Below are 18,902 nucleotides of genomic sequence, written 5' to 3' on the forward strand. Positions count from 1 at the left end.
GAGACACCGACGGTGACTCGGGGTTGGCGGGCCGCGGAGGAGTGCGACGAGTTCGGGTGGAACCCCCAGGGGGCCATCGACCCGTCGTTGGTGGCCGACACCGTGCAGCACCCCCGCTACGGCCTCGGTCGGGCCTGGTCCCGCTCGGCCACCTACACCCTCCAGGGCGCCCCGAAGCGCACCTATCTCGTGTTCACCGTCGAGGGCGGGTTCGAGTTCGGGATCGACCGTTCCACGGTCGTCGCCGAGCCGGGGAGCCTCATCCTCCTCGACGGCCAGGCTCCCGTCACCGCACGCACGCTGGCTCACACGGCGCGCTACATCTGGTACCTGGAGCCGACCGTGCTGCGGCCGCGGCAGTCCCGCTTCCGCTTCCACGAGCCGATCAACGCCGAGGGCAGCGCCTTGAGCGCGCTCACCCGGATGACCAACGCCATGTCGGGCTCGGCCGCCCCGCGCACGGAGTCGGGACGCCGGCACCTCGGCCTGTCCCTCGAACACCTGCTCGCGGCCGTGCTCGACGAGGCCGACAGCTGCGGGTCGGTCGGCGACTCACGCCACCGCGACGGGCTGTTCATGGCGGCTCAGGCCGCGATCGAGTCCTACTACCAGGACCCGGCGTTCAGCGTGACCCGGCTCGCGCGGGAGCTGGCGGTCAGCGTCCGTACCGTCCACGAGACCTTCAGGCGTCTCGGGACGACCCCGCGGCGAGAGATCGAGCGGCGACGGCTCAGCGACGCCGAGCGGCTTCGCTCGGCTGAGGGGCTCACTGCCGCGCAGACCGCGGAACGGGCCGGGTTCACCTCGGCCAAGCAGCTCGCCCGGGCACTGGCGCGGGCCCGGGCGGCGGCCCGGCCCTGACCCCCGGAGCCCCACCGGCCCCAGCAGAGGACGGTTCCGGGCCAGGACGCGGGAAACCCGACCGGCCCCGACCAATGGCGACTCGTTCTCTGGCGTTTCCACAGGTCAGAGGACGTGTGCACCTCCGGTCGGCTCGAGCCGCATCGTTGCGGAATCGAGACTGCCGACGAATCTTGGGGCCCATTCTGGGGCCCAGAGCCGGCAACGGCCTTGGCCCACCAGAGCTCGTGCCGGGCTTTACAGATTAGGCGCTTAATGGAACATTATCTGTATGGCTGTCGGCACCTCCTTCGTCAGCACCCAGGACGCGGCGCGCGCCTTGGGTGTGACGGTCCAGCACGTCCGCCGGCTGGCTGACTCCGGTGGCCTGACCCGAGTGGCGCGGGGCCTGATCGACCGCGACTCCCTCGAGTCCTACATCGCCGAGCGCCACGGCGGCCGCACCCGGGTCTGGGCCGAGCACACGGCGTGGGCCGCGGTGGCGATGCTCTCCGGGGTGCACGTCGACTGGCTTGGGCCCACCCAGACCTCGCGGCTACGGGCCTCGCTGCGCGCCATCACCGACCCGGCCGACCTCGTCACCCAGACCCGTGATCGCGCGAGCATCAGGACCTACCAAGGCCACCCCTCAGCCCTGCGGCGGCTGCTCGACGAGCTCGTCACCATCGACACCACCGGCCTGGGGCTCGTGGGTGCCGCGTCAGACTCGGTGGACGGCTACCTGGACGTCGACAGGGTGGACTCTGCCGTGGGCTTTTTCGGCCTGCAGGCCGACCCTTCCGGCAACGTCACGCTCCGCGCAACGGGATTCGACCTCGGCGTCGTCCGTGATCTCGCCGTCCACGGGGTAGTGCTCACCGCCCTCGACGCCGCGACGTCACGTGACCCACGCGAGCGAGGCGTCGGTGAACGCGCGCTGGTCGGGGCGCTCGACCGGTTCCGGCGATGACGCCGCCAGCCGAGGACGCACCCCGGGAGCGCCCACGCGCCACGGTCGAGGTGGCGACGCCGGTGGGAGGATGGCTATCGCCGTGGCCGAACGTCGCGGAGCTGGCTGCCGTTCTCCCCACCGACAGGTGGACCCTCGTCGGTGGCCTGATGACGCAGCTGCACACCGTGCACCGGGGCATCGGCGTCGTCCGTCCGACGAACGACGCCGACATCGTGCTCCACATCGAGACCAGCCGCGGCGTCCCCGACGCGACCGCCACGGCTCTGGAGGGGCTGGACTACCGCCTGCGCGACGCCGTCGACCCTCGCAGCAACACCGCCCATCGGTTCGTCCGCGGCACCGATCGGGTCGACCTGGTGGCCGGCGCTGCGGGCGACGAAATCGTCGACGTACTCATGTCCGACCATCCCGCCCCCAAGGTCGTGGAGCGGCTCCGCGGCCGCGACATGGTCCGCATCGAGGGAGGCACTCAGGCCCTGCAGCGCACTATGAACGCCGTCCTCGAGATCACCACCGCGAAGCGCACCCTCATCTCTGTACCCAGCTCGTTGGGCGCGGTCGTCCTCAAGGCCGCCGCCTACACCTGCGACAGTCGCGACCGCGACCGCCACCTCTTCGACGCCGCCGCACTGCTCGCCTGCATCGAAGACCCCTTCGTCGAGCGCGACAATCTCCGCGGATCCGACCGACGACGCCTCACGACTCTGCGCCGAGCCCTCGCCGACGACCATGCGGCCTGGCGCCGCCCTCATCCACGGCCTGCACATCACCGTCATCGACACCACCACCGGCAAGCTCATCCGCCAGCTCACCCTCGACACCACCCGCCGATACCAGCCCCAAAACCAAGGACTCCCCGAACCCTGAGGGTTCGGGGAGTCCGCGATGTCCTGAGACATCACAGGGCGCGCCCGAAGGGATTCGAACCCCTAACCTTCTGATCCGTAGTCAGATGCTCTATCCGTTGAGCTACGGGCGCCCGCTGCGCTCGCACGCAACGACTGTGCAGACTACCCGAGCGCAGCGCACGGGGAGAAATCGGGCGGCGCGGACACCTCGCCTCCGCCGATGCTTGTGAAAACCTTCACAAGCATCGGTGCCGCGCCCCACCGCGTCCTACGCTGGATGTCGAGGCTCCCAGCGATGGGCGCCCGAGGTTCCCACCGGCAGCGTCGCGAGCCCGTCGCCTGGAGGTCGACCACACCCGGGATCGACGGAAGGAACCCACGATGACGACCACCACAGCCACCAGCGCACCGACGACACACACCGGGCTGGTCACCTGGGTCGACGAGGTCGCCGCTCTCACCGAGCCGGACACCGTGGTGTGGTGCGACGGCTCTGACGAGGAGTGGGACCGGTTGACGAGCGAGCTCGTCGACGCCGGCACCTTCGTCCGCCTCGACGAGGACAAGAAGCCCAACTCCTTCCTCTGCCAGTCCGACCCCACCGACGTCGCGCGCGTCGAGGACCGCACGTTCATCGCCTCCGCCCGCAAGGAGGACGCCGGCCCGACGAACAACTGGGTCGACCCGGCCGAGCTCAAGGCGACGATGACCGAGCTGTACCGCGGGTCGATGCGTGGACGCACGATGTACGTCATCCCGTTCGTCATGGGCCACCTCGAGGCGACCGTGCCGATGTTCGGCGTCGAGGTCACCGACTCGGCCTACGTCGTGACGAACATGCGCATCATGGCCCGCATCGGCACCCCCGTCCTGCGCAAGATGGAGGAGCTGGACGCATCCTTCGTCAAGGGCCTGCACTCCGTCGGCGCCCCGCTCGCCGAGGGGCAGCAGGACGTCGCGTGGCCCTGCAGCGACACCAAGTACATCGCCCACTTCCCCGAGACCCGCGAGATCTGGTCCTACGGCTCCGGGTACGGCGGCAACGCCCTCCTCGGCAAGAAGTGCTACGCCCTGCGGATCGCCTCGGCGATGGCGCGTGACGAGGGCTGGCTCGCCGAGCACATGCTCATCCTCAAGCTCACCTCGCCCGAGGGCCGCACCCACTACATCGCCGGCGCCTTCCCCAGCCAGTGCGGCAAGACCAACCTCGCGATGATCGAGCCCACGCTCGAGGGCTGGAGCGCCGAGATGGTCGGCGACGACATCGCCTGGATGCGCTTCGGGCCGGACGGGCGCCTCTACGCCGTCAACCCGGAGTTCGGCCTCTTCGGCGTCGCCCCCGGCACCGGCATGCACACCAACCCGCAGGCGATCCGGACCATCGAGAAGGGCAACTCGATCTTCACCAACGTCGCCCTGACCGACGACGGTGACGTGTGGTGGGAGGGGCTGACCGAGACCCCGCCGGCCCACCTCACCGACTGGAAGGGCCGCGACTGGACCCCCGAGAGCAGCGAGCCGAGCAGCCACCCGAACAGCCGGTTCACGACGCCCGCCAAGCAGACGCCGATGATCGCTCCGGAGTACGACAACCCCGACGGTGTCCCGATCGACGCCATCCTCTTCGGCGGCCGCCGCAAGACGACGGTGCCCCTGGTCTACGAGTCGCGCGACTGGGGCCACGGCGTCTTCGTCGGCGCGACACTCTCCTCGGAGACGACGGCCGCGGCCACCGGCGCGGTCGGGGTCGTCCGCCGCGACCCGATGGCCATGCTCCCCTTCATCGGCTACCACGCCGGTGACTACATGGCGCACTGGCTCGAGGTCGGCAAGCAGGCGGACGCCTCCAAGCTGCCACGGATCTTCCAGGTCAACTGGTTCCGCCGGGCCGAGGACGGCTCGTTCCTGTGGCCGGGATACGGCGACAACTCCCGCGTGCTCACCTGGGTCGTCCAGCGGCTCGAGGGCACCGCGGGTGCCGTCGACACCCCGGTCGGGCTCGTCCCGGAGCAGGGCGCACTCGACACGACCGGCCTGGACCTCGACGAGGACCAGCTCGCGGCCGCCCTGCGGGTCGACACCGAGGAGTGGAAGGCCGAGCTGCCGCTCATCGAGGAGTGGTTCGCCAAGATCGGCGACAAGCTGCCGACCCAGCTGGCCGACGAGCTCGCGACGCTCAAGGAGCGCATCGAGCAGGCCTGACGCTCTTGCCCGGACCAGGACGGGCCCTGCCGGTGGCGCTCCGGCGGGGCCCGTCCGCCGCGTGGGCGGCCGAGACGCCGGGCTCAGATGGTCGTCGGCGCCGTGTCGTCGTCGGCGCCGTCGGAGCCGGATCCGCCGCCGGGCAGCTGCTGGCCCGGCGCCCCGCTGCCGGTCCCGTCGTCCTCACCGTCGGTGCCCGGAAGCCCCGGCCGGTCGCCGTCGCCCCACGGCGTGCCGCCCTGCTGGGGGTCCACGCCGCCCCCGGGCAGCTGCTGGCCCTGGCCGCCACCGGAAAGACCCTGTCCCTGTCCGCTGCCGGGGAGCTGTCCACCGCCGGGGAACCCGCCCCGGCCACCACCGGGGAACTGCCCACCGCCGATGTCGCCCCTGCCAGAGCTCTCGCCCTGGGCCACCGCGGCGGTGGCACCCACCGCCCCGAGGACGCCGAGGGCGAGCGCGGCAGCGACCGCCACGAGGCTCGTGCGCCCGGACCACCGACCCGGCCTGCCCGCCCCGCGCTCGGCCTCGGCCTCGGCCTCGGCGACGGCCTGCGCCGGCGCGGGGGGCGAGGCCGGCGTCGAGGTCGACGGCACGCCGCTCGTCGGCCGCGTCGGCGTGCTCGGCAGCGGCCCCGTGGGTGCACTGGCCCAGGCGGGGTCGGCCGGCGGCTGGGGACGGGTCGGGCGGTCGTCGGCGGGCCGGTCGCTCATGTCTGCTCTCCTCGGTCGACGGGTGCTCGCGGGAGACTCCCACCCCCGCCTGTGCTCAACCTGTGGCGCCGCCCGGAGGTCCCTGGCACCCTGTGGAGGTGGCCCACAGCATCCGCACAGGCAGCACATCGGAGCGCCCCAGCGGCGGCACACAGACTTCTCCCATGCAGACCCGCCAGCAGCCCGCCCCCGCGCCGGCCCTCGCCCGCCCCGACGGAAGCCCGGTGCGCGTCCTCGTCGTCGACGACGAGCCGAACCTCACCGAGCTCCTCAACATGGCCCTGCGCTACGAGGGGTGGGAGGTGCGCTCGGCCGCGAGCGGGATGCAGGCGGTCCGCACGGCGAAGGACTTCGGCCCGGACGCCGTCGTCCTCGACATGATGCTGCCGGACTTCGACGGCATGGAGGTGCTGCGACGGATGCGGACGGAGGACCCCAACGTCCCGGTCCTCTTCCTCACCGCCAAGGACGCCGTCGAGGACCGCGTCGCCGGGCTCACCGCCGGTGGCGACGACTACGTGACCAAGCCGTTCAGCCTCGAGGAGGTCGTGGCCCGGCTGCGTGCCCTCATGCGGCGCACCGCGATCACGGCCGTCGAGAGCGACTCCCTCCTCGTCGTCGGCGACCTCACCCTCGACGAGGACAGCCACGAGGTGAGCCGCGGCGGCACCGAGATCCAGCTGACGGCCACCGAGTTCGAGCTGCTGCGCTACCTCATGCGCAACCCTCGGCGGGTGCTCTCCAAGGCCCAGATCCTCGACCGGGTGTGGAACTACGACTTCGGTGGCCAGGCCAACGTCGTCGAGCTCTACATCTCCTACCTGCGCAAGAAGATCGACGTCGGCCGGGCGCCGATGATCCACACGATGCGCGGGGTGGGGTACGTCCTCAAACCCGCCGAGTGAGCCGATGACGAGCCGGCCCCGGATCCCGGAGGTGGCCTACCACCCCTCGCGGTGGACGCTGCGGACGAAGCTCATCGCCGGCGTCCTCGTCCTGTTCACCGTCGTCATGCTCGCCACGAGCGCGCTCACCGTCCTGGAGACGCGGCGCTACCTCGAGGCCCAGCTCGACGAGAGCCTGCAGAGCGCGCTGCTGCGCGCCGGGGACCGCCGCGGTGTGTACGAGGACGACGGCGACGGCCCGGCACCGCGGCGCAGTGCCCCACCAGGCGCCCCCGGTGGGGACAACGTCCTCGTCCTCGGTCTGACCGAGGACGGCACCGTCGCGACCGACACCGGCGGGTACTCGCTCAACCAGGTCATCCTGCCCTCCGGGGAGGACGGCACGCTCGACGCGGACCAGATCGAGAGGCTGTCGGCGGTGGAGCCCGGCGAGACGGTGCGCGTCGACGTCGGCGACGGGGTCGGGGAGTACCTCGTGACGGCACGGACCCTCGACGACGGCAGCCGCTTCATCGTCGGCGTCTCGACCCGCCCCGTCGACGAGCTGCTCGGCAAGCTGCTCGCGCTCGTCGTCGGAGGGACGGTCGTCGGTCTGGTCCTCGTCGGGGTCGGTGGCGCGGTCGTCATCCGGCGCAGCCTGGCCCCGCTCGACCGGGTGGCAGCCACGGCGCGGCAGGTATCCGCCCTCCAGCTCGACCAGGGCGACGTCTCACTCGCGGTTCGGGTGCCCGACGACGACGCCGACGGCCGCGACGAGGTCGGCCAGGTGGGGCTCGCCCTCAACACGATGCTCGACGACGTCGAGCAGGCGCTGCAGGCCCGCCAGGAGAGCGAGATGCGCGTGCGGCAGTTCGTCGCGGACGCCTCCCACGAGCTGCGTACCCCACTCGCCTCGATCCGGGGCTATGCCGAGCTCACCCGCCGTGAGAGCGACCCCGTGCCGCAGACGGTCACCCATGCCATCGGCCGGGTCGAGTCCGAGGCGCTGCGGATGCAGGAGCTCGTCGAGGACCTGCTGCTCCTCGCCCGGCTGGACTCCGGCCGTCCGTTGGAGCGGGAGCCGGTCGACCTGTCGCTGCTCGCGATGAATGCCGTGAGCGACGCGCACGCCGCGTCCCCGGGCCACGCGTGGGAGCTCGACCTGCCCGAGGAGCCGGTCGAGGTCACCGGGGACGGTGCCCGGCTGCACCAGATCCTCGCCAACCTGCTCGCCAACGCCCGCACACACACCCCGTCCGGGACCCGGGTCGTCACCCGCCTGCGCCCCGAGGGCAGCATGGTGCGCATCTCGGTGTCCGACAACGGGCCCGGCATCCCGTCCACCCTGCAGCCGAAGGTGTTCGAGCGGTTCACCCGGGGGGACGACTCGCGCAGCCGCGCCCGGGGCTCGACGGGGCTCGGGCTCTCGATCGTGGCCGCCGTCGGCCAGGCGCACGGAGGACGGGTCGAGGTGACCTCCGAGCCGGGGGCGACGACCTTTTCGGTCCTGCTCCCGGCCGCCTGAGCGACCGAGCTGGCCTCAGACGGGCAGCCGGTAGGCGAGCAGGTCGACCTCCGGCCGCGGCGACCAGTCCCTCTCGGGGGTGCGCACGAACCCCATCCGCTCGTAGAGGCGGTGCGCTGCATGCATCCAGGACCCGCTCGAGAGCACGAGCGCCGCGCACCCGTCGGCGCGGGCGCGGCGGACGCACTCGTCGCTGAGCAGCCGGCCGACGCCCCGGCCCCGCGCGGAGGGCGAGACCGCAAGCATCCGCACCTCCGCCTCGTCCGGGCCGCCGACCTCGGCGAAGGGCGTCCCCGGCGGGACGTAGGTGACCGTCCCCAGCATCGCGTCGCCGGCCACCGCGACGAGCAGCACGGCATCGCGGGCTCGCGAGGCGGTGTCGAGCAACGTTGCGGCGTAGGGGTGCTCGGCCGTGATCTGACCGTCGGCAGCGTAGGCCTCGACCGCCAGAGCCCCGACCGCCGCCAGCTCGCCTTCACGGGCGGGACGGACGACGAGCTGCACGTCGTCATCGTAGGCCGGTCACAGGCGAGGCACAGCCGTCGGGGCCAGCCTGGAGCCCATGGACACCGCCACCCTGCCCGAGGCCACCCCCGCGGGGGCCCCTGACGCCCGAGCACCCCTGGGGCCGACGGCGGCCGACCCCGCCGGCCCGCGGGGAGGCCGCCTGCGGCACCTCGTCCGCGGCCCGGAGGCCGACCCGGCCTGGGCCCGCCCGGCGCTCCTGGCCCTGCTCGTCGTCACCGCCGTGGCGTACCTGTGGAACCTCACCGCCAGCGGATGGGCGAACGCCTTCTACTCCGCCGCCGTCCAGGCCGGCAGCACCTCGTGGAAGGCGTTCTTCTTCGGCAGTCTCGACGCGAGCAACGCCATCACGGTCGACAAGCCGCCGGCGTCGCTGTGGGCCATGGCCCTCTCGGTGCGCCTGTTCGGGCTCAGCTCCTTCGCCATCCTGCTGCCGCAGGTCCTCATGGGCATCGGCACCGTGGCCGTCGTGCACGCCACCGTGCGGCGACACTTCGAGCACGGAGCCGCCCTGCTCGCCGGCGGCGCCCTGGCGCTGACCCCCGTCGCGGTCCTGATGTTCCGATTCAACAACCCCGACGCGCTCCTCACCCTCCTCATGGCGCTCGCCGTCTGGGCAACGCTGCGCGCGCTCGAGGCCGGCTCCTACCGCTGGATCGCGCTCGCCGGTGTCTTCGCCGGCTTCGGTTTCCTGACCAAGACCCTGCAGGTCTTCCTCGTCGTGCCCGCGGTGGCCGTCGTCTGGATGGTGTGTGCGGACACCCCACTGCGCCGTCGGGTCGTCGGCGGCCTGCTCTCGGTGGGCGCCTTCCTCGTCTCGGCGGGGTGGTGGGTCGCCGTCGTCGAGCTGGTGCCCGCCTCGTGGCGTCCGTACATCGGTGGCAGCCAGACCAACTCCTTCCTCGAGCTGACCTTCGGCTACAACGGCTTCGGGCGGTTGGACGGCTCCGAGGTCGGCCGGGTCGGTGGCGGTGGTGGCGGCGGGTTCTCCTCGGGCACCGGCTTGTTCCGGATGTTCGACTCCTCGGTCGGTGGTCAGATCTCCTGGCTGCTCCCCGCCGCGCTGGTCTTCCTCGTCGGCGGTCTGGTCATGCGCGCCCGGGCACCCCGCACCGACGCCCGTCGGGCCGGCTATCTCGCCATGGGGCTGTGGCTCCTCACCACGGCGCTGGTCTTCTCGTTCATGCAGGGGATCTTCCACGAGTACTACACGGTCGCCCTCGCGCCGGCGATCGCCGCCCTCGTCGGCATGGGGGCCGGCGAGGCGTGGGACCGGCGACACGACACCGTCGGCGCCCTGACGCTGGCCGCCGGCACTGCCGCCGCGTCGGTGTGGGGCTTCGTCCTCCTCTCCGGCACGACGGCGTACGGCGGGTGGCTGCGGTTCACGGTGCTGGCACTGGGGCTCGCCGCCACCGCGCTCTTCCTCGTCGTCGGTCGGCTCCACGTGCGGGCCCTCGCGGGCCTGGGCGTCATGGCCGTCGTCGCCGGCCTCGCCGGGCCGGCCGCCTACACGGCCTCCACCCTGGCGACGGGGCACAGCGGCTCGATCGTCACGGCCGGCCCGTCGAGCAGCGGCGGCCCCGGGGGTGGCTTCGGAGGCGGACCGGGCGGTGGCGCCCCCGGCGGCACCGCGCCCGGTGGAACCACCCAGGGCGGAACTGCGCCGGGTGGCACGACCCAGACCAACCCGAACGGAGGGACCTCGCCGTTCGCCGGCGGCACCCAGCCCGGCGGGAGCGCACCCGGGGCCGGAGGGTCGGCGGGTGGCGGGATGAGCGGCCTGCTCGACGCGTCCACCCCGGACGCCGATGTCGTCGAGGCGCTCGAGGCGGATGCCGACCAGTACACCTGGGTCGCCGCCGCCGTCGGGTCGCAGAACGCCGCCGGCCTTCAGCTGGCGACCGAGGAGCCGGTGATGGCGATCGGTGGGTTCAACGGGTCCGACCCGTACCCGACCCTCGAGCAGTTCCAGCAGTACGTCGCGGACGGCCAGATCCACTACTTCCTCGCCGGCGGTGGCTTCGGCGGGCAGCAGGGCGGCTCCGACGTGGCGGACGAGATCAACAACTGGGTGAGCCAGAACTACACCGAGGTGACGATCGGCGGGGAGACGTTCTACGACCTCACCCAGCCGACGGGTTCGGGGCAGTGACGAGCCTCGTGGAGCACCCCACGGCCGGCCGGAGCAGGGCCGGCCGGCCGTGGGGGTCGGTGGTACGCGAGCTCGCCGCCTTCGCGGTCGTCGGCGCGGGGAGCACCGTGCTGCACCTCGGGGGGTTCGTCCTCCTGCGCCACCTCCTCGGCATGCCGCAGGTGGCCAACGCCCTCGCGTTGCTCGTCGCCGCGGTGGCCAACACCTGGGCCAACCGTCGCTGGACGTTCGGCATCCGCGGGCGGGACGGGGTCGCCCGCCACCACGTGCAGGGGCTGGTCGTCTTCGGGCTCACGCTGGGGATGACCTCCGGCGGCCTGGCCCTGCTCGCCGTGCTCGCGCCCGGTGCGCCGACGTGGGCGGAGACGACGGTCGTCGCCGTGACGACGGCGGCCGCGACGGCGGTGAAGTACCTGGCGATGCGGTGGTGGGTCTTCGCCCCCCGTCGCCCGTCCGGCGCTGCACGCGGCGAGGACCCTGCTGACCGGACGCGTCGGCCGGGAGTGCGCTCCTCGTCCTAGCCATGCCGTCGACCCGCTTTGCCCGTCGGCGGCGCCGGCGGATACCCTGTCCAGGCGTTGGAGGCGTCGCCTAGTCCGGTCTATGGCGCCGCACTGCTAATGCGGTTTGGGTCTCAAGCCCATCGAGGGTTCAAATCCCTCCGCCTCCGCTCACAGAAGTCCCCCGGGAGCACACGCCTCCGGGGGACTCCTGTTTGAGGTAGCGCGTCAGGCCGTGGCGCCGGCTGACGGGTCGAGCTGCTCGGCCGCCAGCCGCAGGCGGCGGGCCTGTGCGTCCACCTCCTCCTGGGTCGCGGCGCCCGCGTCGAGCATGTCGCGGGCCGCGTCGAGCTCGCGCAGGAAGACCGCGAAGTCGATCTGGCCGTACTGCTCGCCCTGGTCGGCCAGCGGGCCGTAGGTGTCCACGGCCTCCTGGAGGCCGCCGAAGTCCACCGGCACCTCCTGCTGCCCCTGGGCGTCGGAGTCGACGAAGGTGAGCCTGTCGAGGTTCGCCACGTACGGGTGCCCCGAGTCGTAGGCATCGGTGCGCAGGACGAGGGTCAGCTCGTGCGTGCCGCGCACCGGCTCGGGCAGCGTCACCGTCGCCGTCCCCGCGGACGACCAGCTCGAGCCGGTCGACGGCAGCTCCACGGTCGCGAACGGCTCCCCCGGCTCGGCCGGGTCGAACCCGTCGAGGTAGACGTCGATCGCCGAGTCCCGGCCGCACCGCCCCGAGTTGTGGACGTAGTGCACGGACAGCTCGTCGAGGGCGGCGGAGCCGAAGTCGACCTCTGCGTAGGTGAGCCAGTCACCGTCGTGCGTCCCACCGACGTTGGTCACCGCGCCGTCGTCCCACGTCGAGCTCTCGTTCTTCAGGGAGCCGCCGGAGGTGTCGCTCCAGTCCTCCGCCTCGACCGTGACCTCGGTCGGGGACCCGGTCGAGAACGTCAGGTTGTCGATGTTCGCCACGTACGGGTGGCTCGCGTCGGCCTCGGTCCGCAGCCGGAGGAAGACCTCGTGGGTGCCGGTGACGGTCTGCGGCAGCATCGCCGTGGCGGTGCCGTCGTCGCCCCAGCCGCTGCCCGTCACGGCGAGGTCGACCGTCGCGAAGGGCTCGCCGGGGTCGGCCGGGTCGAACTCGTCGAGGTAGACGTCGATCGCCGAGTTCTGGCCACAGCGGGAGGAGTTGTTGACGTAGTGGACGGCGACCTCGCCGAGGTCGGTGCCGCCGAAGTCGACGTCGCCGTAGGCGAGCCAGTCACCGTCGTGCGTGCCCCCGACGTTCCTCAGCGACTGGCCGCTCCAGGTGTTGCTCTCGGCCTTGAGGTCGCCACCGGAACTATCCGTCCAGTCCTCGGCCTCGACGACGACGCTGGAGCCCCCGTCGGAGGTCTCGCTCGGGTCCTGCGCGCTGAGGCGGAACCAGTCGACGTTGGCGGCCCATGACCGGCCGGAGGGGGCGCCGAAGACGAACGTCACCCGCTCCGCGTCGACGATGGCCTGCGGGTCGCTCAGCGCGGCCGAGGTCTCGGTGTAGTTGCCCCAGCCGCCGGTGCCCACGAGGTCGACCGTCGCCAGCAGTTCGCCGTCGGCGTCACCCGCGTGCACCCCCAGCGTGCTGGGCTCCTCGGAGGCGGAGTGCGAGGTGGCGTAGCGGACCGCGAGGTAGCGGGGCAGCTCGTCCTCGAAGTACAGGCCCTGGTACTGGACCCACGCGCCGTCGCGCACGCCGCCGAGGTTGCCCGAGGAGCTGTTGGCCTCGTTCTTCAGCTCGCCGCCGGACCAGTCGTCGGACTCCTCGCCCTGGAGGATGCGGAAGCCGCCCTCGTCGATGGCGAGGCCGTCGATGGCCGTGCGCAGGGCATCGGCCCCGAAGCTCAGCTGCACGCTCGTGGCGTCCTCGTCGGCGAGGAGCTCACGGGCCGCCGCCAGCGCCTGCTGCAGCGCCGTGAACGACCTCAGCGAGTAGTTGCCCTGGCGCACGTCCGCGGCCTGGCCCACGAGCTCCTCCAGGGTCGCGCGCGCGCTCGCGGCCATCGACAGGCGAAGCGGGGACCGGCTGGTCACCCCTTGCCCGTCGACGTCCGAGGCGCTGACGCGTCCGGTGAACGCCCGGTCCGTGAAGCTGACGTAGAAGCGCGCCTCGCTCGAGGTGGTGCCGGTGAGCCGCACCGACGCCGTCCGCCGGCCGGTCACCCGGACGGTTGCCTTGACGCCGCTCGGCAGCCCCTTGACCGTCGCGGCCCCCCACCGGGTGAGGTCCCAGCCCCGCGGGCCCCGGAACGTCGCCCGCCCGTGCAGGGTCAGCGTCACCGAGCCACGGACGGTGCCGTCGGCGGCGGCCTCGACGACCGTGGGCTCGGCCGTGACGGCCGGCGCCGCGGTGGTCCCGGTCGCGGTGCTCATCGAGTAAGCGGGCTCGGTGTGGGAGCCCCAGCGGGTGGGCTTGTCGGTCATCCGGAACGAGAGGCTGCCGCCGTCGACGATGTCCGCGTAGTCGACCCACGTGTTCTCGAAGCGCTTCCCGTCCAGGGTCGCCGACCGGATGTAGAAGTCGTCCGTCGAGACGCCGCGGGCGTCGATCCGGAAGGAGCGGCCGCTGTCGTAGGAGATGACGGCGGAGTCGAAGAACGGCGACCCGACCTGGAACTGGGAGGAGCCCGAGGTGACGGGGAAAAGCCCGAGCGCCGCCGCGACGAACATCGTCGACATCGTGCCTGCGTCGTTGTCCATCGTCGGCAGCAGGCCGTCGGGGCTCAGGCTGTAGACCTGCGTCTTGACGGGCGGCGTGAACTCACCTCCGCCGCTCGGCGCCTCGCTCGTGCTGCCCGTGCCGAGGTACCGGTTCCACGTCTCCTTGGTGTAGATCGCCCGCACCCACTTCTGGGTCAGGCTCGGCTCGCCGACGTAGTTGAACAGGTACGGCGTCTGCAGGTCGATCTCGTTGGAGTTCGAGTGCAGCATTCCCGAGCCGTCGTCCGGCCCGTCCTCGCCGAACATGTGTCGCAGCGCCAGCAGGGTCGCCTCCTCACCGCCGGTGGCGTCGATGAGGGCGTCCATGTCGTAGGCGTCGTACCAGTGGTACTGCCAGAGGGTCCCCTGGTAGAGGTTCGCAGCCTCGAACTTCTCGTAGTCGACTGTCTGCCAGGCGCCGTCGGCATCGCGGGGGGTGAGCACCCCCACCTCGGTGCCGTCGGCCGCGGTCCACGCGTCCGGCTTGACGAGGTTCTCGATCGGCAGGGCCGCCTGGGCGCGCAGCTCGGCGGCCTCGTCGTCCTTGCCGAGTGCCTCGGCGACCTGGGCCAGGGCCCACTGGTCGTAGCCGAGCTGCACGGCGTCGCCGGGGCGGCCGGCGATGTAGCCGCGCGCCAGGTCGGCGTCGCTGTACCCGCCGACGAGACGCTCGAGGCCGGTGTAGGCCTCGTCCAGCCGCTGCAGCCCGGTGTAGCCCTTGTTCAGGGCGTCGGCGAGGACGAGGGCCGAGCGCTCCCAGCGGATGGTCGGCGCCGCGTGCATGAGGTTGCCGAGGCTCTGCCCGCCCGCCGCCTCGGCGTCGGCGAACAGGTAGACCATCGACTGCACCATGTCGCCGTACATCTCGGGGTCGATGTAGGAGAAGACGGAGTACTTGCGGAAGTCGTCCCACGTCGACCAGCCGTCGTAGTACGTGAACCCCTGTGCCGAGTGCACCGCCCCGTCGACCCCTCGGTAGGTGCCGGAGGTGCTCGTCGTGTTGGCCGGCAGGGCGAACATCCGGTACAGGTGCGTGTAGAAGAGCTTCTCGAGGTCACCGGTGGGGTCGGTGGCGACCGAGGCGCTGACCGCGACCTTGCCGAGCTTGGCGTTCCACTCGTCGTGGCTGGCCGCGCGGATCTCGTCGAAGGACTTCTCGCCCAGCTCGGCCCGCTGGTCGGTCCTGGCCTGCTCGGCGCTGATGGGCGACAGGGTGACGTGCAGCTCGACGTCCTCGCCGTCTGCCGGGTCGAAGGTCAGCACGGCGCCGGTGTCCTGGCCGCTCCTGCGGGTGGCGTCGGTCAGCTCGTCGGAGTCGTCCCAGGTCTGCACGCCGGCCACCGGCTGCCCGGTCTCGGCGTAGTAGTAGAGGGTGTAGGAGGCGTTGTAGAAGTGCCCGACGATGCGTCCGCTCACCGCGGCGCGCCCGTCGTCGAGGGTCGTCACCGTCAGCGAGGACGCCACCCGCTGGGTGTTGTTGGTGCTGAGGTCGAGGACGAGCGAGGGGGTCGCGCCGTCGGGGAAGGAGTAGCGGTGGGCGGCCGAGCGGGTGGTCGCCGTGACCTCTGCGTCGATGGTGCCGTCGGCGTCGGAGATGGCGCCGTCCTCACCGGCGATGTTGCCCAGCCCCACGCGGTAGTACCCGGGCTGCGCCTCCTCGTCGTCGTGGGAGAAGGGATGGGCGTAGCTGCCCGTCGAGGGGCGGGCGGAGTAGCTGCCCGAGGTCGGCACGACGAGGATGTCACCGCCGCCGCCGGAGCCGCCCACGCCGTCGAGGTTGGTGTGGGTGAAGCCGAGGATGTGGTCCTCGGTGTACTCGTAGCCAGTGTGGTTGCGGTCGGGGTAGGTCCGCGGGTTGACCTTCGCCAGCCCGTTCGGTGCCTGGGCGCCCGGCATGTCGTTGCCGTCGTCGCCCTGGGTGCCCACGAACGGGTCGACGAGGGCGGTGTAGTCGCGGGCGCTCCCGCCCTGGCTCGGGTGGCCGTGCCCCGACGGGCGGTGCCCGGACCCGGCCGCGGCGACCGGAGCGAAGCCGACGAGGCAGAGGGCCGCGGCGAGCAGGGCCACCACCCCGGAGGGCCACCGCCGGAGCCGGGCGCGCGCTCCGCGCGTCCGGCCGGCCTGAGCCGACGAACCGTACAGGGCAGCACCGTTGCTGGATGTCACAGAGTCACTCCACGTCGAATCTCCGCAAGGCCGTCGGGCCTCGTCCACGGGGGAGAGTACAAGCCCCGCGGCCTTCGATGGCCGGACGCTGCGTCCGTCTCACGACGACCTCGCCGACACGGTGCGCCGGTCTTCCTCGACGCGGCATTAGGACGTCCATCCTTGACTCCACCTGGAGCCGAGGCTGGAGTGGTGCACTAGTCCGCCCTGACCCGATGGGCCCGACCACCGGCCACAGATTTCTTCAGCACCCGATGCGCTCTGGTTTGGGCGAAGGGTGTCGTGGCAGAACGGCGCTTTCGCTGAGCGGTGGCAGAAGATGAGACCCGCTGCTACCCTGACTCAACGGGGGGCAGTCGGCCCCTCTTGGATTCATGGGGGTTATCGTGAGATATGGAATAGTCGCTCGGACCACTGTGGCCTTTGCCTTGGTGGCCGCCGGAACAGCAGGAGGCGCGGCCGCCGCGGCCGCTGCTGTATGCCCCTCGGGCTACGCCTGTGGTTGGGGGGACCGTTATTACAAGACCAGTGGAAGCACCGCTGCGCGCGTGAAAGCCTACGAATGCCAGTATTCCCTGAGCTTCCTGAACTACGAGGGAACGACACGGAATGCTGATGACGACATCACATCAGTGTACAACAATGGGAACCATTCAAACGCAACATTCTTCACTGGAAAATGGTACTCGGGCGCATCCCTGAAGGTAGTGCGGCAAGACGGCTACGTGGCCCTAAATTCAAGCCACCCCAACATGAACGACTCCATTAGCTCGTTCAAGTTTGATTCAGCTGCCGGCAACTGCACCTGAGCAATACCATTTCTCGAGCACTGGTGGGGTATCGACTGGGCTTCGTAATCCTCACTATTTTCGCTTGTTCGGCTGGGTGCTCTTCGGGCCCATTCGCGAGCAGCAGCCCCTCGCCGGTTGGTCGTAGCATATCCTCGGTTTCCACCACGCTACCTCCTGAGGAACCCAAAATGCTACCGCCGGAAGTGCTGGACTGGACGCTGCCATTAACTTCGCGATGGCGAAAGGTAAATGCGACTAGCCATCTTATAGCCGAGGATTACTACGTGGCCAAGTGCGTTGGTGCGAGGGTGAACAAGCCGACGACGCGCGCCGCCTTCCTTGAACGACGAACCCCGGGAGCCACGTGGAACAGCGACAATAGGCGTCTATTTAACCCTTCCATTGCTTCGACGTTCGGCTATCGCGTTTCTCCGATGACCGTGAATACGATCGCGAACCCCAATTCCGCTCCCACGCATCCAGGAAGTTCTTGGAAGCGCTGCTTTAAGAAATTGCGCTCCGAACACCCCCTCCCACCCTACGATGGGGTGGTGCAGTATATCCAAACTGAAGCATTCCAAGCAGCGATGAGTTCGCCGGAGACTCAGCGCTCGATTGTCAGGTGGAGGAGATGCGTCGGTCGAATCGCTTTGGTGGATACCGCGGTTGAGCCGTTCGACATGCCTACGCCAGATCTGGTAGATCGGCTAGGCATCCCAGCAGATCTCCACGGGCAACCGTCGGTCAACGAAATCCGGATAGCTAGCGCCGACGCCTCATGTCAAGTGAGTAGCGGGTTCCTTGAGACTCTACATTCGAATGAGGCGAGCGTCCAGCGGCGTCTGATCCACAGGTTCGCGAATCGAGTTGACCGCGAAATTGCAGAGTTCGCTCAGTATGACCGTGAGATGCGGGCGCTAATGGCCGAATAGTCCGTGGTAGCGCGACACGCCGGCAGAGTTTCCCAGAGTTAAGGACTGTCTGAGGCGCCGTTTATGATCACTTACCAGTTGGTTTGGCCCCCGAAGTCAAATCGGTAAACCCTTTCGTTCCCTTCCGAATAGCACCTCCGGTACGCCCTTCTCACCGCGGATGCTCTCTCTCGTGCACACGAAGCGCACCAAATTCTTTCGTTTGCGAACTGGGCGCTGATGCCACACTCAGGGCCGCCAGCACCTCTGTTCCGAACTGATCACGCCAAAGGGAGTGCGAACGGACGAGGCCCCCGGGGGGCCCAGTCACCCCGGGGGCCTCGTGCTCGGCCGCCGCGCCCGACAGGAGGGACGCGGAGGGGTTCCTAGTGGGCCTCGGCGAGGCTCCACATCGTCCACAGCTCGGTGCGCATCCGGCGTGGCTGCTGGAGGGTGTGGACGATGGCGCCGCCGATGTCCGCCGGCTCCATGAACGGGCCGCAGGACGGGTCCTCCTCGCCGAACCGGCCGTCGGCGGCCGCGAAGGGCGTGTTCACCCCGGCCGGGGCGATGACGGTCGTCCGGATGCCCTCCCCCCGCAGCTCACGGTCGAGGGCGTAGCCGAGGTTGACCTGCGCTCCCTTGGTCGCGGCGTAGACGGCCTCCCGGCCGCCGCCGATGAGCAGCCCCGCGACCGACCCGATGATGACGATGTCCCCGCCGTCGCCCTGGGCGCGAAACTGCCGCACCGCGGCCCGCGCCAGCCACACCGTGCCCTTCACCGTGACGTCGACCATGAGCTCGACCTGCTCCGAGGAGTAGTCGAGCAGGCCGCCGTAGAAGCCGACCGCCGCGTTCGCGACGACCGAGTCGACCCGCCCGTACGCCTCGACGCCGGCGGCGACGAGGCGCTCGGCGGTGGCCTCCTCGCGCACGTCGCCGACCACGGGGACGATGCGCGCCGGGCCCCACTCCTCGACGAGCCGGTCGACGGCGTCCTCGCGCAGGTCGCCGGCGACCACCCGGGCCCCCGCCTCCAGGGCGAGGCCGACGGTCGCCCCACCGATCCCACCTCCCGCCCCGGTGACGACGAGGACGGTGTCGGTGAGGTCCCGGGCCGGGGCCGGCATCACGTCCCC

General features: G+C 70.9%; 14 protein-coding genes and 2 tRNA genes. 10 read left to right on the forward strand and 6 right to left on the reverse strand.

Going from position 1 to position 18,902, the window contains the following annotated elements; genetic code table 11:
- Nucleotides 1-12: 12 nt before the first annotated feature.
- Nucleotides 13-861, forward strand: coding sequence for an AraC family transcriptional regulator (locus tag G8D98_RS03720; protein WP_166099285.1), 849 nt, complete (start codon nucleotides 13-15; stop codon nucleotides 859-861).
- 271 nt (nucleotides 862-1,132) lie between these two features.
- Complete coding sequence (locus tag G8D98_RS03725; RefSeq protein WP_166099287.1) at nucleotides 1,133-1,810, forward strand: helix-turn-helix domain-containing protein; 678 nt, start codon at nucleotides 1,133-1,135, stop codon at nucleotides 1,808-1,810.
- A gap of 74 nt (nucleotides 1,811-1,884) precedes the next feature.
- Here the strand turns inward: G8D98_RS03725 and G8D98_RS03730 are convergent, their stop codons facing one another.
- Nucleotides 1,885-2,544 carry a hypothetical protein gene (locus G8D98_RS03730; RefSeq protein WP_166099290.1) on the reverse strand — a complete coding sequence of 220 codons (660 nt, stop codon included), beginning with the start codon at nucleotides 2,542-2,544 and terminating at the stop codon, nucleotides 1,885-1,887.
- Between G8D98_RS03730 and G8D98_RS03735 the strand changes: the two genes are divergently transcribed.
- Nucleotides 2,543-2,680 (forward strand): hypothetical protein, encoded by a 138-nt coding sequence (locus G8D98_RS03735; RefSeq protein ID WP_166099292.1) that lies wholly within the window; start codon nucleotides 2,543-2,545, stop codon nucleotides 2,678-2,680. The two genes, G8D98_RS03730 and G8D98_RS03735, sit on opposite strands and share 2 nt — an antisense overlap.
- A gap of 39 nt (nucleotides 2,681-2,719) precedes the next feature.
- On the opposite strand, the gene G8D98_RS03740 is transcribed toward G8D98_RS03735, so the two are convergent.
- Nucleotides 2,720-2,792 (reverse strand) — tRNA-Arg (locus tag G8D98_RS03740).
- 250 nt (nucleotides 2,793-3,042) lie between these two features.
- Between G8D98_RS03740 and G8D98_RS03745 the strand changes: the two genes are divergently transcribed.
- Nucleotides 3,043-4,863 carry a phosphoenolpyruvate carboxykinase (GTP) gene (locus G8D98_RS03745; protein WP_166099294.1) on the forward strand — a complete coding sequence of 607 codons (1,821 nt, stop codon included), beginning with the start codon at nucleotides 3,043-3,045 and terminating at the stop codon, nucleotides 4,861-4,863.
- 83 nt (nucleotides 4,864-4,946) lie between these two features.
- Here G8D98_RS03745 and G8D98_RS03750 read toward each other — a convergent pair whose 3' ends face one another.
- Nucleotides 4,947-5,573, reverse strand: a complete 627-nt coding sequence (locus G8D98_RS03750; protein WP_166099297.1) for a hypothetical protein — start codon at nucleotides 5,571-5,573, stop codon at nucleotides 4,947-4,949.
- A 164-nt stretch (nucleotides 5,574-5,737) separates the two neighbouring features.
- On the opposite strand from G8D98_RS03750, the gene G8D98_RS03755 reads away from it, so the two are divergent.
- Both G8D98_RS03755 and G8D98_RS03760 read left to right on the forward strand, forming a co-directional pair.
- Complete coding sequence (locus G8D98_RS03755; protein WP_166099299.1) at nucleotides 5,738-6,478, forward strand: response regulator transcription factor; 741 nt, start codon at nucleotides 5,738-5,740, stop codon at nucleotides 6,476-6,478.
- Between the two features lie 4 nt (nucleotides 6,479-6,482).
- The gene (locus G8D98_RS03760) at nucleotides 6,483-7,982 is read left to right on the forward strand and encodes a sensor histidine kinase (protein WP_166099301.1); all 1,500 of its coding nucleotides are present in this window, start codon (nucleotides 6,483-6,485) and stop codon (nucleotides 7,980-7,982) included.
- Nucleotides 7,983-7,997: 15 nt separating this feature from the next.
- Here G8D98_RS03760 and G8D98_RS03765 read toward each other — a convergent pair whose 3' ends face one another.
- Nucleotides 7,998-8,486 (reverse strand): GNAT family N-acetyltransferase, encoded by a 489-nt coding sequence (locus G8D98_RS03765; protein WP_166099305.1) that lies wholly within the window; start codon nucleotides 8,484-8,486, stop codon nucleotides 7,998-8,000.
- 58 nt (nucleotides 8,487-8,544) lie between these two features.
- Between G8D98_RS03765 and G8D98_RS03770 the strand changes: the two genes are divergently transcribed.
- The 3 genes from G8D98_RS03770 to G8D98_RS03780 all read left to right on the forward strand — a co-directional run bounded on the left by G8D98_RS03770 (nucleotide 8,545) and on the right by G8D98_RS03780 (nucleotide 11,332).
- Entirely contained in the window at nucleotides 8,545-10,662 is a 2,118-nt protein-coding gene (locus tag G8D98_RS03770; RefSeq protein WP_166099308.1) for an ArnT family glycosyltransferase, read from the forward strand.
- The gene (locus G8D98_RS03775) at nucleotides 10,659-11,183 is read left to right on the forward strand and encodes a GtrA family protein (protein WP_166099312.1); all 525 of its coding nucleotides are present in this window, start codon (nucleotides 10,659-10,661) and stop codon (nucleotides 11,181-11,183) included. The genes G8D98_RS03770 and G8D98_RS03775 overlap by 4 nt, the downstream gene beginning before the upstream one ends.
- A gap of 59 nt (nucleotides 11,184-11,242) precedes the next feature.
- Nucleotides 11,243-11,332 (forward strand) — tRNA-Ser (locus G8D98_RS03780).
- A gap of 58 nt (nucleotides 11,333-11,390) precedes the next feature.
- Here the strand turns inward: G8D98_RS03780 and G8D98_RS03785 are convergent.
- Nucleotides 11,391-15,962 (reverse strand): glycoside hydrolase domain-containing protein, encoded by a 4,572-nt coding sequence (locus G8D98_RS03785; RefSeq protein ID WP_166099315.1) that lies wholly within the window; start codon nucleotides 15,960-15,962, stop codon nucleotides 11,391-11,393.
- 473 nt (nucleotides 15,963-16,435) lie between these two features.
- Between G8D98_RS03785 and G8D98_RS03790 the strand changes: the two genes are divergently transcribed.
- On the forward strand, nucleotides 16,436-16,870 hold the full coding sequence (locus G8D98_RS03790) for a peptidase inhibitor family I36 protein (RefSeq protein ID WP_166099318.1): 435 nt from the start codon (nucleotides 16,436-16,438) through the stop codon (nucleotides 16,868-16,870).
- 1,279 nt (nucleotides 16,871-18,149) lie between these two features.
- Here G8D98_RS03790 and G8D98_RS03795 read toward each other — a convergent pair.
- Complete coding sequence (locus G8D98_RS03795) at nucleotides 18,150-18,893, reverse strand: SDR family oxidoreductase (RefSeq protein WP_166099320.1); 744 nt, start codon at nucleotides 18,891-18,893, stop codon at nucleotides 18,150-18,152.
- Between the last annotated feature and the right edge of the window lie 9 nt (nucleotides 18,894-18,902).

This window comes from Phycicoccus endophyticus, from assembly GCF_011326735.1.
In the GTDB taxonomy this organism is placed as follows: Bacteria; Actinomycetota; Actinomycetes; order Actinomycetales; family Dermatophilaceae; genus Phycicoccus; species Phycicoccus endophyticus.